Origin of the sequence: Algoriphagus confluentis, from assembly GCF_036245625.1 — a bacterium.
Lineage (GTDB): Bacteria > Bacteroidota > Bacteroidia > Cytophagales > Cyclobacteriaceae > Algoriphagus > Algoriphagus confluentis.
The window spans coordinates 138,373-153,217 of record NZ_BTPD01000004.1 but is presented as its reverse complement, the minus strand read 5'-3'; the positions used below and the strand labels follow the sequence as shown (position 1 = coordinate 153,217).

At 44.7% G+C, this 14,845-nt stretch carries 12 protein-coding genes; 5 read left to right on the top strand and 7 right to left on the bottom strand.

Going from position 1 to position 14,845, the window contains the following annotated elements; all coding sequences use genetic code 11:
* Positions 1-582: 582 nt before the first annotated feature.
* The 4 genes from htpG to bshA form a co-directional block, all read right to left on the bottom strand.
* The gene (gene htpG, locus AAA943_RS07150) at positions 583-2,469 is read right to left on the bottom strand and encodes a molecular chaperone HtpG (protein WP_338223548.1); all 1,887 of its coding nucleotides are present in this window, start codon (positions 2,467-2,469) and stop codon (positions 583-585) included.
* Positions 2,470-2,727: 258 nt separating this feature from the next.
* Positions 2,728-3,561 (bottom strand): Rossmann-fold NAD(P)-binding domain-containing protein, encoded by an 834-nt coding sequence (locus AAA943_RS07145; RefSeq protein WP_338223547.1) that lies wholly within the window; start codon positions 3,559-3,561, stop codon positions 2,728-2,730.
* Between the two features lie 202 nt (positions 3,562-3,763).
* The gene (locus AAA943_RS07140) at positions 3,764-4,390 is read right to left on the bottom strand and encodes a sterol desaturase family protein (protein ID WP_338223546.1); all 627 of its coding nucleotides are present in this window, start codon (positions 4,388-4,390) and stop codon (positions 3,764-3,766) included.
* Between the two features lie 103 nt (positions 4,391-4,493).
* Entirely contained in the window at positions 4,494-5,630 is a 1,137-nt protein-coding gene (gene bshA / locus AAA943_RS07135) for an N-acetyl-alpha-D-glucosaminyl L-malate synthase BshA (RefSeq protein WP_338223545.1), read from the bottom strand.
* Positions 5,631-5,806: 176 nt separating this feature from the next.
* On the opposite strand from bshA, the gene AAA943_RS07130 reads away from it, so the two are divergent.
* The 4 genes from AAA943_RS07130 to lolA1 all read left to right on the top strand — a co-directional run bounded on the left by AAA943_RS07130 (position 5,807) and on the right by lolA1 (position 11,528).
* Positions 5,807-7,141: a M24 family metallopeptidase gene (locus AAA943_RS07130; RefSeq protein WP_338223544.1), complete on the top strand. Its 1,335-nt coding sequence runs from the start codon at positions 5,807-5,809 to the stop codon at positions 7,139-7,141.
* 119 nt (positions 7,142-7,260) lie between these two features.
* Positions 7,261-8,301, top strand: a complete 1,041-nt coding sequence (locus AAA943_RS07125) for a quinone-dependent dihydroorotate dehydrogenase (protein ID WP_338223543.1) — start codon at positions 7,261-7,263, stop codon at positions 8,299-8,301.
* A gap of 51 nt (positions 8,302-8,352) precedes the next feature.
* Entirely contained in the window at positions 8,353-10,842 is a 2,490-nt protein-coding gene (locus AAA943_RS07120; protein WP_338223542.1) for an FtsK/SpoIIIE family DNA translocase, read from the top strand.
* Positions 10,843-10,874: 32 nt separating this feature from the next.
* Complete coding sequence (lolA1, locus tag AAA943_RS07115) at positions 10,875-11,528, top strand: outer membrane lipoprotein periplasmic chaperone LolA1 (protein ID WP_338223541.1); 654 nt, start codon at positions 10,875-10,877, stop codon at positions 11,526-11,528.
* Between the two features lie 55 nt (positions 11,529-11,583).
* Here lolA1 and AAA943_RS07110 read toward each other — a convergent pair whose 3' ends face one another.
* The 3 genes from AAA943_RS07110 to AAA943_RS07100 all read right to left on the bottom strand — a co-directional run bounded on the left by AAA943_RS07110 (position 11,584) and on the right by AAA943_RS07100 (position 13,974).
* On the bottom strand, positions 11,584-12,792 hold the full coding sequence (locus AAA943_RS07110) for an ATP-binding protein (RefSeq protein WP_338223540.1): 1,209 nt from the start codon (positions 12,790-12,792) through the stop codon (positions 11,584-11,586).
* Between the two features lie 178 nt (positions 12,793-12,970).
* On the bottom strand, positions 12,971-13,519 hold the full coding sequence (locus tag AAA943_RS07105) for a CvpA family protein (protein ID WP_338223539.1): 549 nt from the start codon (positions 13,517-13,519) through the stop codon (positions 12,971-12,973).
* 2 nt (positions 13,520-13,521) lie between these two features.
* Positions 13,522-13,974 (bottom strand): GatB/YqeY domain-containing protein, encoded by a 453-nt coding sequence (locus AAA943_RS07100; RefSeq protein ID WP_338223538.1) that lies wholly within the window; start codon positions 13,972-13,974, stop codon positions 13,522-13,524.
* A gap of 60 nt (positions 13,975-14,034) precedes the next feature.
* On the opposite strand from AAA943_RS07100, the gene AAA943_RS07095 reads away from it, so the two are divergent.
* A complete protein-coding gene (locus AAA943_RS07095; RefSeq protein ID WP_338223537.1) occupies positions 14,035-14,751 on the top strand; it encodes a pyridoxine 5'-phosphate synthase in 717 nt (238 codons plus the stop codon).
* The last annotated feature ends 94 nt before the right edge of the window (positions 14,752-14,845 follow it).

Genomic DNA, 14,845 nt, shown 5'->3' with positions numbered 1-14,845 from the left:
ATTCAACTACTGGGTAGGTTGTTGAGCAATCTGGTCCCGAATATGCGCAGTATCCATCAGGAGCTGATACAAGGCAAAACTGGACTTCTTCAGACCACATACATAATCTGGTACCTTGAGCTATTGAGTTGTTTGAAATCAAGCCAAGGACAAATAGAGAAAAGCAGGTAAGTACAAGCTTTTTTGTCGTATTTTTCATTTTTCAACATTTTAAGTTTAACAAATTGATTAAAAAGCCGCCGCGCATTGAACCTGAACTAAATGTAATGCCCCCCCCTTGGATTTGTCAAGAATAAACGAATAATTCTTTTTCAAAAAACCATAACTAGTTGATAATCAATCCGATTATTTTAGTTCAAGGAAAAGTTCATTTTTTAACCCGTTGAAATACAATTTGTTAATATGTAATCGGTTTTTAGGTATTAATTCCGATTTATTGTAAATCAACCGTAATAAAAGAAAATCCCCGACTAACGGCCGGGGATCGGGATCAACCTTTGAGTCCCGAAAGCTTTCGGGACTCAAAGGTTTGAAATCAAAAAAGACCTTCGGGGTTCTTGAAAACCCCAAAGTTCTCTTGGATCAAATCATTTCTACACTTCGCTTTACAAAGGCAGTCAAGTCCTTGCCGGTTAGCAAGCCCTGAGAAAGCATCGCCAAGTCAAAGGCCTGCTTGGCCAACTTCATTTGGGCTTCTTCTCCTTCTGCTTTGAGGATTTTGTCTACCACAGGATGGTTACCGTTGATGGCGACTTTGTAGCTATCAGGCAGGCTCCCGTAGAAGCTCATTGGTCCGCCTCCGGTTTGTGCCATGTCTTTCATACGACGCATCCACTCTTCCATGGTGATGGTGACTGGCATTTCCTCAGGACTTAGCCCTTCGATCTCCACGCTGTAGTTTTTGTTGTTGATCGCCTTTTCGAAGAGTTCCTTGACGGATTTGCTCTGATCTTCGGTCAGAAGGTTGGCATAGGTGGAGTCTTTTTGGATGAGCTTTTCCACCACATCAGCATCCACACGCTTGAGTTGGGTTTTCTCCAACTTGGTTTCGATATGCTGGATAAAGTGGCTGTCGATCGGAGAATCAAGTACCAAGACGTCATAGTCTTTTTTATTCGCAGAATCGATAAATCCGTCCTGCTTGTTGAGGTCAGTAGCATAGAGGTAGACTACCTGATCGTTTTTATCGGTCTGCACCGCTTTCACTTTTTCACGGTATTCATCCAGCGTGAAGTACTCGTTTTTGGTGTTCTTGAGCAGGGTAAACTCTTTGCCTTTTTCGTAGAATTTCTCCTCGGAGATCATCCCATACTTCACGAAGAGACCGATGTCATTCCATTTCTCTTCATAGGCCTTGCGGTCTTTTTTGAAAAGTTCGGATAGCTTGTCAGCTACTTTTTTGGTGATGTAGTTGTTGATTTTCTTCACGTTGCCATCAGCTTGCAAGAAGCTTCTGGACACGTTGAGCGGGATATCCGGAGAGTCGATCACCCCGTGAAGCAACATTAAGAACTCCGGCACGATGTCTTTCACCTCGTCAGTAATAAATACCTGACGGCTGAACAACTTGATTTTGTTACGCTGTAGCTCGAATTCGTTTTTGACCTTCGGGAAATACAAGACCCCGGTCAGATTGAATGGATAGTCTACATTGAGGTGAATCCAGAAGAGCGGATCCTCGCTCATCGGATAGAGACTCTTGTAGAATGCGAGGTAGTCTTCGTCTTTCAGATCGCTTGGAGATTTGGTCCAGATCGGGGAAGTGGTGTTGATGATATTATCCACTTCTACGGACTTCCATTTCTTTTCCCCTTTGTCATCGACTCCGTCTTCTACGGATTCGCTTTTGGTGCCAAACTTGATCGGAACGGGCAGGAACTTGCAGTATTTGTCGAGGATGCCCTGAAGCTTCCACTTGTCGAGAAACTCTTCAGAATCTTCGTTGATGTGAAGAATCACGTCGGTTCCTCGGGTCTTTTTCTTCCCTTTTTTGATTTCAAATTCAGTGCTGCCGTCGCAAGTCCAAATCGCTGGTTCGGCGCCGTCCTGGTAGGAAAGTGTCTGAATTTCCACGTTTTTGGCTACCATAAAGGCGGAATAGAAACCCAAACCAAACTTACCGATGATCTCATTGGCGTCTTTGGCGTCCTTGAATTTCTCTACGAATTCGGTCGCACCGGAGAACGCAATCTGATTGATGTACTTTTTGATCTCCTCGGCGGTCATTCCGAGACCTTTGTCAGAAATGGTGATGGTCTTCTTTTTCTCGTCAAAAGAAACCTCTACGGTGATGTCTCCCAATTCGCCTTTGTACTGACCCAAAGTAGCCAATCGCTTGATTTTTTGGGTGGCATCGACTGCATTGGACACGAGTTCTCGAAGGAAAATCTCGTGATCAGAGTACAAGAATTTTTTGATGATGGGGAAAATGTTCTCGGTATGGATCGAGATGGTACCTTTTTCCTGCATGGTATAAATCGGTTTAGTAGTTACAAAATGTTGACGGAATGAGGATATCAATGCCCGTTCCAAGTGAGAAAAAGTGACAAGATGGCATTTTTGAATTGCCACAAAGACACTAAAGGCTATGGGAAAGTCAGAAGGCCGAAACCAGAAGGCTGAAAATTGGAAAAAAGCTCACAGATAACACAGGTTTTCACAGATGGTATTGATCTGTGTTCATCTGAGAAATCTGTGAGAAATATTTCTATGCAACTTCTTAATACCTTACTGCCTTAGTGGCAAATAGGAAAACTCCAAAGGATCCGGAAACTCAAACTCAAACCCCGTCTCCAGAATCTTACTGGAATCAATCAATCGATCCTTGCCTTCGGGTTCATTTTGATAGCTTGCTGGTGGTGTAAAGCCCAATTCTACTGCATTTTTTTCATAGATATCCCTTCGTAGGGGGTGAATTGGCGCTACTCCATTAAAGGCCTCATTCCAAAGTTCCTTCTCAATCACCCAAGCAAGCAGGGCGACTGCATCCCTGCGATGGATAAAGTTGACCCGGGTATGGCCTGCCACATTTTCCTCTCCCGAAAAGTACTTCCCCGGAATCCGGTCATCTCCCAAAAGACCTCCAAAACGCACAATCGCCAAGTCATATTTTCTGTCTTGGGACAACATTTGCTCAGCTCGAAATAGGGTGTCATTACCGGTATTTTCCAGAGAGAGGGGAAAGTCCTCTCCGTATTTTTCCGGGGAATTACCTTCCGGATAGACGCCGGTACTCGAGACAAAAATCACTTTTTGAATGGGAGATTGATCGATCAAAGCTCTGAGGTATTTCAATTGCTCCAAATGAAACTGTCCTTCTCCGGAGCGGGTACGTGGAGGAATATTCACGACGAGGATTTCGGACTGAAACAAGGCATTGAATCCAACGCCTTCCGGATGGGGATTGAGTGAAAAGCGGATGGCTTGAATTCCTTTTTTGGAAAGCCGCTCTTGTTTTTCGGCGGAAGTGGTAGATCCCAGTACCTGAAATCCCTTTTCATTCAGAAGGGCTCCCAAAGGCTCTCCTATCCAGCCTAGACCGATGATGGATATGCTTTTCATGTCTCTTCTATGAGGGAGTGAGGTTGGTTATTGTTTTTTTGGTATATGGGTTGCGCAAAGTTCTGGGTTCAATGTTCAAAGTTCGGGGATTTTACTATCCAATGTTGAAGATTGAATACCGAGGTCCTTTGGCCTTCTCTTTAGTGTCTTCGTGCCTTTGGGTCCAAATCAAACAAAAAACCTCCCCAAAGGAAGGCTTGTTTTAGTCTTTTTTAGGCATGGTCCCCAGGATATAGTCCCAAAGAGGAGAGCTTACTCCAAAGGAAGTGTCCGGATCTTTGTAGTGGTGAATTGCGTGATTGACCCACAGAGCCTTGAAGAAGTTTTTTGGAGGATTGTAGGCATGCACAATGTAATGCACTCCCAAATATGCGGTATATCCCAAAAGAAAGCCCGGAAGGAAGTACAAGGCATAATCTCCCATAATCAAATTGAAGACCAGGTAAAATATCGCAGCATAGGCGGCACTCACGAAGGGAGGCATTGCCAACCGGTCTTTGTCCTTGGGATAATCATGATGCACTCCATGCACCGTGTATTGGAGCTTATCCTTGACCGGAGTGTTAGGTTCCATGTGGAAGAAATGCTTGTGCATCATGTATTCCACAAAAGTGAATGCCAGCAATCCCGCCAGCAAAACAAGCATCCCCACCCACAAACCAATCTCCGTCGAAGTCACTGCATAGTAAAAAGATACTGATGAGATTGCTACAAAGAGCGAAATCGGCACCATAATGTGAGTCCTGGAGATTTTCTCCAGAAGGGGATTAGAAAACATCTTGGCTGAACCGAAATTATCCGGCTTGTCCAATCTTCCAATCTTTTTCATAGTATTCAGTTCAATGATCTGTTTTTCGTATGAGTAACAATGGCACAAAGGTAAGGTTTTTCATCTTTTAAAAATTAAGCGCTGAATGATTTAGATCATATTATTACACAGCACTTAAGGTTTTTGAAATTGTTTCTTCGTAGTAGGACACATATCGGGGGAGAATTTGATGAATATCAAATTCTTTTGCCCGATTCAGAGCGCGCTCTTTGAAGCCCGGCAGATTTTCATCAGCCAGGATGATTTTTGCCTTGGCAGTCATGTCTTCTACGTCGCCCACTGCACAGGCAAAGCCTGTTTTTCCATCCAGGTTGAGTTCTGGAATTCCCCCTGCATTGGAAGAGAGGACAGGTACCTCACAGGCCATAGCTTCCAGAGCGGCCAGGCCGAAACTTTCTTTTTCTGAAGGCATCAAAAACAAATCCGAAACCGACAATACCTCTTCTACCGCCTCTAATTTGCCCAAAAACCTGATATCGTCGCAGGTACCCAATGTCCGGCAGAGCCGCTCCATTCGGTCCCGCTCTGGACCATCACCCACCAGAAGCAGTTTGGTGGGGATTTCTTTTCGGATATTGTAAAAAACCTGAATCACATCTTCCACTCGCTTTACTTTCCGGAAGTTGGACGTGTGGACCAAAAGCTTTTCTCCGTTGGGGCAGATGGCAAGTTTGAAATGTTCTTTTCGCTGCTTTTTGAAACGCTCCAAGTCAATGAAATTGGGAATGACGGTTATTTCCTTTTTGATATCAAAATATTGGTAGGTCTCTTTTTTCAAATCTTCGGAAACTGCCGTGACTCCATCGGACTGATTGATGGAGAAGGTCACCACGGGTTCATAGCTTGGGTCTTTACCGACGAGGGTAATATCCGTTCCATGAAGTGTGGTCACTACTGGAATTTGGATGCCCTCAGTTCTCAATATCTGCTTGGCCATGTAAGCTGCCGAAGCGTGCGGAATAGCATAATGGACGTGAAGCAGGTCGAGATTCTCGTACTTGACCACACTGACCATTTTGCTGGCAAGTGCAAGTTCATAAGGAGCGAATTCAAACAGGGGGTAGCTTTTGATATCTACCTCATGATAGAAGAGGTTTTCGCTGAAAAAATCCAACCTCATGGGCTGCTTGTAAGTGATGAAATGGACTTCATGGCCAATTTTGGCCAGGCCTTTTCCCAATTCTGTGGCTACTACACCACTTCCCCCAAAGGTAGGATAGCAAACAATTCCGATTTTCATAGTGGCGGCTCAAGAGCTTTTTTTTACCAGCAGTTAAACACGCTTGAGCGTGATTTTTGTTCAAAATAAAAGAATTTTATACATCCTGTCTTGAATGCCAGATTGTTGCACTATAAAATAATGCCCTTTTGGGATTGATTTTTACTTCCTATTTTTCAGAAAAATCACCAGTCTAAATGAAAAAAGCCTTTTTATTCCTAGCTATCCTAACGATATTTTTCTCCTGCAGTCCTCCTGAAGAAAAAGAACCGGAAGAAAAGAAAATAGATCCCGAATCCTATTGGGGAAGTAATCCTTGGCCGGAAATTCGGAAAAAAAGAATCAATGAACTTTTACCCCAAGCTCTGAAAAATTCCGGCGTGGAGGTGTGGATGGTGATCTGTAGGGAAAACTACAATGATCCAATAGCTTCCCATGTGGGGGGAGAGAATGCCGGAGGGACGGCTGCTTTTCTGTTTTACAATGACCAAAGCGGATTTCATTCTTTGGTGTTCAGTCCTGAAGGTGAAGCGACTGCTTTGGATGACTTGGACATCCATGATTCGGTGGAGCGGGTAGCCAGAGGTGAATCAGCCGTAGCAAAGGCAGTTGATTTTATCAAAAGCAAAGGATTTCAGACCATAGCCATCAATACTTCTGCTTCCAACGAAATGGCCGATGGCCTCACTCACAGCCAATACCGTGATTTGGCCCAATTGATGGGGTCAGAAGAGAAAAAATTGGTATCCTCTGAGGAATTGGTGTACGAGTGGTTATCCATCAAGCTCCCTGAGGAAGTGGAAATCCTCAAAATGGCTGCTCAGTTGGCCTCGGATTTCCAGCATCAGGCTTATGACATGATTGAACCCGGAAAGACTACCGATGCCGATGTAGCCAAATTCCTTAAGGCCAAAATGGCTGAGTATGGAGTAACCGATGCCTGGCATCCCGACCAAAATCCCAATGTGAACTCAGGCCCGGATCGAGGGCATTCCCATGCCACCACTAAGGTGATTCAGCCAGGCGACGTGATTCAAACTGATTTCGGGGTGAAGCTGTACGGAATGTGGGTTTCGGATATTCAGCGTTTTGCCTATGTGCTCAAAGAAGGGGAAACGACCGCTCCTTCAGATATCCTAAGCTACTGGGAGAATGGAAAGGCAGGAAGCCGGGCCGCTTTGGCGGCAATGAAACCCGGTGTGAAAGGGGAAGATGTGGACCGCGCCCAAAGAGACCTGATGGATGCCAATGGATCGCTTTATGTACCTTGGAGTACCGGACATCCGGTAGGCTATGTGGCCCACGATGTGGGGCCCAATCTGGGAGGGTCAAGATTGGAAAAACCAAGAGCTGCGGCACAAAAGCTGCTCAAACAAGGGATGGTCTTTGCTTTCGATGGGTTTCACTGCTGGAAGCAGTCGGATGGTGCCGAAAAGACCATCTCGGTAGAAGAAATGGCCGTTGTGACCGAGACTGGAGCCGAATACCTGATTACTCCTCAGGAAAATTTGATTCTCATCGGTAAAAAATAATCTGCCGAAAAAACCAAGTGTAAAGTGGAAGTCTTTCCAATGCTTCCTCTTTTTTTATCCTGATTTTAGGGCAAGAAGTGATATGCTTTATCTTTGAGCTTTGATCCAAATTCTCAGCCGTGTACAAGTCCATCCTGAAGCCTTTGCTTTTTTTGAAAAAACCAGAGGATGCTCACCATTTCACTTTCGATCTCACCAAACTCACTTTCAATATTCCCATAATCAGTTCGATTTTGGAGTCAGGATTTGAACTGGATGATCCCAGATTGGAGCGGGAGGTCTTCGGCCTAAAGTTTAAAAATCCCGTAGGATTGGCGGCCGGTTTTGACAAAGACGCCAAACTGATTGATGAGATGGCCATGCTGGGTTTTGGATTTATTGAGATTGGAACCCTCACCCCAAAACCTCAGGAGGGCAATCCTCAACCCCGGCTTTTTCGCCTTCCTCAGGATGAAGCCCTGATCAACCGCATGGGATTCAACAACGGGGGTGTCTTAGAGGCGGTAGAAAGACTCAGAAAAAGAAAATCCCAAGTCATCGTAGGGGGAAACATCGGCAAAAACAAAGTGACTCCCAATGAAAAAGCAGTCGATGATTACCTTTTCTGCCTGGAAGCATTACATACTTATGTGGATTATTTTGTGGTCAATGTCAGCTCTCCCAATACCCCCAATCTTAGGGATTTGCAGGAAAAAGAGCCACTCAAAGCCTTGCTCACCGCTGTGAAAGCTGCCAATGATGAAAAAGAACATCCCAAACCCATCTTGTTGAAGATTGCTCCGGATTTGACTGAGGGGCAGTTGGATGATATCATTGAAATCGTACAGGAAACCAAGATTGATGGGGTGATTGCGACCAATACCACGATTGACCGTTCGGGGTTGAGCACTGACCCGGCCGAGGTGGAGGCTATCGGAGCGGGTGGAGTAAGTGGGAAGGTTCTGAAAAATCGAAGTACTGAGGTGATTCGATACCTTCATACCCAATCCAAAGGTGCTTTTCCCATCGTGGGAGTGGGGGGAATCTTTTCTCCCGAGGATGCTATCGAAAAGCTCGAAGCCGGAGCAAGTTTGGTTCAGATCTACTCGGGCATGATTTATGAGGGACCGGGAGTGGTAAAAAAGATCAAAAAAGGACTTCTGGCCTATTTTTCCCGGTAGGTTGTCTATGTCTAGCCTTTTGGCTAAAATTAAACCTGTACTTTCACCTCAATGGCGTCCCCCAATACCCGTTCAAATACCTTTCGAAAGAAATCTGAAAATGTCAAGAAAAGCCCTAAAAAGCCTTCTGGACCAGGATTTTCTTTGGGCAAGCTGCAGTTCAACCAGTTGGCCTTGGTATCTGGGCTGAGCCTGATTTCCATCAGTATTTTTTTGATGATTGCATTTCTTTCGTATTTGCTCAATGGGCCAGAAGATCAAAGTCTGGTCTTCAATAATCCCGATCAAGCTGTTCGCGAGGCAGCTCGTGACTCCAGAAATTGGCTGGGGTACTTTGGTGCCCAGGTTTCCCATTGGTTGATTTACCGCTGGTTTGGTATTGCCGCTTTTCTTATTCCCCCATTTATTTTCTTCTTGGGTTTCCGGTGGACTTTTAAGTTTTCTTTGGTTTCTCTGACTCGATACACTGTTTTTTCCCTCTTCTTCATCGCTTGGCTTGGCTTATTGATCGGGTATTTGGTCATTTTGGTGGAGGGGTATTCGTATTGGAGTTTTATATCAGGAGGATTGGGCTATGAGTTGGCTAAATTGTCAGCTGATTTTCTGGGGATGGGGACATTTATCCTTATTGTCGCTTCCTTTTTGATCTTTGTGGTCTTGTTTTTCGGTGTGGATCAGTTGAATTGGTTTTCTCCCAAAGCTGAATCAGAACTCGATGCTTTTTCAGAAAACACCACTTCACCAGACGTGAAAAATCCTTTTTCTTCTGAAGAGGAATTAGAGGAAGAAGATATTCTGGATGACGGAAGTGCTTGGGAGGTGAAAAATCTGGAGTTAGAAAAGGCTTTGAATCTGGAAGAGGAGTTGGATGACTCCGAGGAGGAAACGGCGCTGGAGGAAGATATCTTCGATGTGCCACAAGTCAATCTTCTGGATGAAAATATAGCTAAAACTACCCCAGAACCTGCAGCAGGCAACTTCACGGTACACAAAGCAGTTCAAGAGGAAAAAACAGCCATAGAAGTAGAAAATCTGGATCCCTACGATCCTACCTTGGATTTGCCTCGCTATCAATATCCGACTCTTGAGCTTCTGAATGAATACGATGTCAAAAAGGTCACGGTGACACGGCAGGAGCTCGAAGAAAACAAGGATAAGATTGTCACCACGCTGGAAAACTTCCAGATAGGTATTCAGGGGATTCAAGCGACCATCGGTCCTACCGTTACCTTGTATGAAATCGTGCCAAATCCGGGAGTGAAGATTTCCAAAATCAAAAACCTGGAAGACGATATCGCCTTAAGTTTGGCGGCCTTGGGAATCCGGATCATTGCTCCAATACCGGGGAAGGGAACTATAGGAATAGAAGTGCCCAACAAAAACCGGGAACTTGTACCCGCCCGTGCAGTCATCGGCACAGAGAAATTCATGAAGTCAGACAAAGACCTTCCGGTGGCTTTGGGTAAAACCATCGCCAACGAGGTGTTTGTAGTGGATTTGGCCAAAATGCCCCACTTGCTGATGGCCGGTGCTACCGGTCAGGGTAAGTCTGTGGGCTTGAATATGATTTTGGCTTCCCTGATCTATAAAAAGCATCCTTCTCAGCTCAAGTTTGTCCTGGTAGATCCCAAAAAGGTGGAGCTGACTCTTTTCAACAAGATCGAAAGGCACTTTTTGGCCAAACTTCCCGGCTCTGAGGAGGCGATAATCACCGATACCAAAAAGGTAATTTACACCCTGAATTCCCTCTGTATTGAGATGGATAATCGGTACAATCTGCTCAAGGATGCCGGTTGCCGAAACCTCAAGGAGTACAATGCCAAGTTTATCGCCAGAAAGCTGAATCCCGAAAAAGGACATTACTTCATGCCTTACATCGTCTTGGTCATCGACGAATTGGCGGATCTGATGATGACCGCAGGGAAGGAGATCGAGGGCCCAATCGCACGTTTGGCCCAATTGGCCCGAGCGATCGGGATTCACCTGGTAGTGGCCACCCAGCGACCATCTGTCAATGTAATCACCGGTATTATCAAAGCCAACTTCCCCGCCCGGCTGTCCTTCCGGGTTACTTCCAAAATCGACTCCCGAACTATCCTTGATGCGGGTGGGGCAGACCAGCTGATCGGTATGGGAGATATGTTGCTTTCCCAAGGTTCGGAGATGATCCGGCTGCAATGTGCCTTCTTGGATACACCGGAAGTAGACGCAATCTGCGACTGGATTGGTAATCAAAAGGGCTACTCTGATGCGTATCTTTTGCCGGAATTTGAAGGGGAGGAAGGGGATGGTTCCGCGGCGGATGTGGACCTTTCGGATCGGGATCCTTTGTTTGACGATGCGGCTAGGCTAATTGTACTTCATCAGCAGGGCAGTACCTCATTGATCCAGCGCAAGCTCAAGCTCGGATATAATCGGGCCGGACGAATTGTGGACCAGTTGGAAGCCGCAGGGATTGTGGGTCCTTTTGAAGGCTCAAAAGCCCGAGAAGTCCTGGTGCAGGATGAGGCTAGTTTGGAACGGTTATTGAATAGCTTGTAAAAGCCTAACAATCCGTTTCTACCCATCAATTCATGAAACAAGTTTTCCCCTATTTTCTCCTGATTTTTCTGGTTTTTGTGTCTTCTTTTGCCTTCGGGCAAAAGGATCCAAAAGCCAAAGCTATCCTCGACGGGATGAGCAAAAAATACCAAAGCTTAAATGGTTTTACTGCCAATTTTGATTTTACCTATTCAGATGCTGGGGTGGTACAAGACCGGCAGCAGGGCGAACTCGCCGTGAAAGGGCAGAAGTATCGCCTCAAGCTTCCGGATCAGGAAATTTTCAACGACGGGAAGACCGTTTGGACTTTTATCCAAAGTGAGGGGTACAAGGAAGTCACCATCAACGATGTCAGTCAAATGGAGGGGGAACTGACACCTTCCAACATTTATAAAATGTACGAGACAGGCTATAATTACCGGCTTTTGGCAGACAATACCTACAAAGGAAAACCCGTTCAAGTAGTCCTCTTGATAGCTCAGAAGGCCGATTCTCCCTTCAAAGAAGTGAAATTGATGGTAGATAAAAACACCCAGGATTTGCTCGCTTGGGAAATGTCCGATGGGCAGGGAGGAACACTGTCGTATTCCTTTCGGGAAATGAAACAAGCCCCTTCACTTTCCGCAGAGTATTTTGTCTTTGATCCCAAAAAATACCCCGGGATTGAAGTGATTGATTTGAGGTAGGTTTTCGAAGGGGTCAAGTATCATAAGTATCGACGTTTTTTTCGTTTGATTTCAATCAAAATTCTTTCCTCAATACCTCTTCATTCCAAGGACTCAGGTTGACAAAACGAAAAGGTAATGATGGGTAGCTTTCTGTGAATAGCTTGTACTTGGATTGTTTATTTGATTTTTGATCCAGCTTGACTTCCAAGGCTATCGGGTCCTCTATTTCCGGCAGGACAAAATCTACTTCTTTACCATCCGCTGTCCTCCAAAACCTGATTTCCTCTGGCCCAAAACGGTCTGTCAAACTTCTAAAAACCGCATTTTCCCAAAGTTCACCACGATCCATGCGAATTTGAATAGACTGGAAATTCATTAGCAGGCAGTTTCTTAGACCCAAATCCAGGAAATAGATTTTTGGCATTTTGATAAGTTCCTTGCGAACATTAGAGTAGAAGGGTCTGACAGTTTCCACATGAAAACAGATTTGCATGATCCTCAAGTAATTGTGAATAGTCTCTGACCTAGTTTTCAAGGTATTGCTAAGTTCATTTACTTTGATCAATTGCCCGGTTTGCTCTGCAAGAATTCGGAAAAGTTGATAAAAGAGTAGCTCATTCTTAATTCCGGATTCCAGAATATCCCGCTTGACAAAGGAGTCTCTTATGTCCTTCAAAAGCTCTTTTTTCTCTCTTTCATCCTGCTCGATGACCACAGCCGGATAACCACCATAAATCAGGTATTTTTCAAATTCAAGTTTTAAAAAATCCGATTTCACCGATTTGTATTTAGGTGAGGATTTGATTTTTTGATACTCGAGGTGTAATTCTTCTTTGCCCTGAAGAAGAAGTGTTTCCTCAAAGTCGCAGGTGTTTAACCTGAAGATCCGCTTTCGCCCAACCAATGAGTCTTTGAATTTTTCATCCAAATAAAAGGCACTACTTCCACTGACCACCAGTTTGACTTGTGCTCGATGCTCATCGTAAAGCAATTTGATAAAATTGGTAGGATCGCTCAGGTATTGAATTTCATCCAGAAAAAAAACTGTTTTTACCAGAGGATTGTATGAATAGGCCAATAAATGAAGTGGATTGGAATCCAGTTCGGCCAAAAAGCTTTTGTTTTCCAGATTAATATAAACTGTTGGGATATTTTCAGATTTGCACTCAGCCTCGAGCTGCTTCAGTAAGGTAGACTTACCGCTTTGTCTTGGCCCAATCAATAGGGTCGCTTCCTCTCTTTTGAGATGTTCCTTGAGTCTGATGAAAATTTTCCTTCGCATTGGGCTAAACTCATTGAAATTCAGACGTAAATGTATGTATTGTCCGGGTATTATATCTATTGCGATAGAAAAAATATCCGATATTTTTACTAGTCAAATAGTAAAAAAATCAGATTTATCACCGGATAATATAGAGTTTACCCAAGTGGTTCTAAAAAATACAGGGTTGAAGGAAAGACTAAAAAGGCCCTGATTTTTTTTCAAATCCCTCAGCAATTTCCTTCATCGTTTCCACCATTTCCTTCACTTTGGGAAAAAGGGGCTCCAGTACACTGACTATTCCAGGTGCCAAAGGTTCGATGTAGATGAGGGCTTCACTGTCTTTTTTCCATTCCTTGGGCATCTTCAATCCAAACTGCAGCGAAAGCCAAAGAAAAAGGCTGATAAAAAATGCCGTTTGAACGATCCCCAAAATCCCCCCTGCCAGACTATCAAATCCTCCAAGCAGGATGAGATCCATCATTTTTTTCAGGACCCAGCCGGCTAGATTTACCAAGACCAAAGTGATCCCAAAAACAATCAAAAAAGCCAAAATGGGGAAGGCAAAGGTCATTTCATCCAGTCGTGTGGCTAGCCATTTGCTGACCGGGTCCATGAAGTATACTCCCAAAATGATAGCCAATACAAATCCGATCAGGCCCACGATACTCATCAGAAGGCCTTTTTTGTAGCCCTGATAAGCACCCAGGCCGATCAGAATCAGTATGACAATATCGAGTGGAGCCAAGGTTATCCGTTCAGAAGCATTTTTACCTTTTCAGCTATGGCTTTTCCGTCCGCTTTTCCGGCAAGCTGCTTGCTGGCTACTCCCATGACTTTGCCCATGTCTTTTGGACCTACGGCACCGGTGACATTGATGATTTCCTGGACTGCCAAGCCCAATTCTTGATCGGTAAGTGCTTTGGGCAAAAACTCCTGAATGACCTCCAACTCAGCCAATTCAGTTTCCAAAAGGTCATTTCGGCCTTGTTTTTCATAGATCTCGGCGGAGTCCTTTCGTTGCTTGGCAGCTTTGGTCAAAAGTTTCAGCTCGTCATCCTCACTCAGGCTGCCAGAAAACCCTTCCTTGGTTTCTTCCAGCAAAATCAAAGATTTGATAGCTCGAAGGGCTGTCAATCGGACCTTGTTTTTGGCGATCATGGCCGATTTTATTTCAGTTTCTACTTTCTGCTTTAAACTCATTCGTCCTAAGTTTGTGTTACATCTAGATTACCGGGTAAAAATACCCTTTTATCAACCGATATGACAAAACTGAGTGTAAATATCAACAAGATCGCCACGCTGAGAAATGCCAGGGGTGCCAACAATCCCAATGTGGTAAAAGTAGCGTTGGATTGTGAGCGATTTGGAGCGGAGGGAATTACTGTTCACCCAAGACCGGACGAAAGGCATATTCGCTACCAGGATTGCTTGGACTTGGCCAAGGTGGTGACTACAGAGTTCAATATAGAAGGCTATCCTGATCAGCGGTTTATGCAGCTGATCCGTGAAGTGAAGCCAGCGCAAGCGACCTTGGTACCCGATCCGCCGGACGCAATTACTTCCAGCACAGGCTGGGACACGATTGCCCATCAAAGCCTGCTGAAGGACATCGTAGCTGAATTAAAAGAAATCGGTACCCGGGTTTCGATTTTCATCAATCCGGAACCCAAGTATTTCGAACCTGCAAAGCTAACGGGAACCGATCGGGTTGAGCTTTACACAGAACCCTATGCTTCTCACTACCATCAGGATCGGGAAAAAGCAATCAAAGACTATGTTGAAGTGTCCAAACTTGCCCGGGAATTGGGCTTGGGACTCAATGCAGGGCATGATTTGGATTTGCATAATTTGGTTTTCTTAAAAAAGAATATCCCTTGGCTGGAAGAAGTGTCCATTGGCCATGCGCTGATTTGCGACGCGCTCTATTTTGGATTGGAAAATACCATTCAGATGTATAGGAGGCAGTTGGAAGAGTAGGATTTGAAGATTGAAACATTTTAAAAAACTGCCGCCGTAGTGGTTTGGAAGATTAATTGTGGTAAGGTGGTAAAGTAGGAAAAAGGAAAGGTTT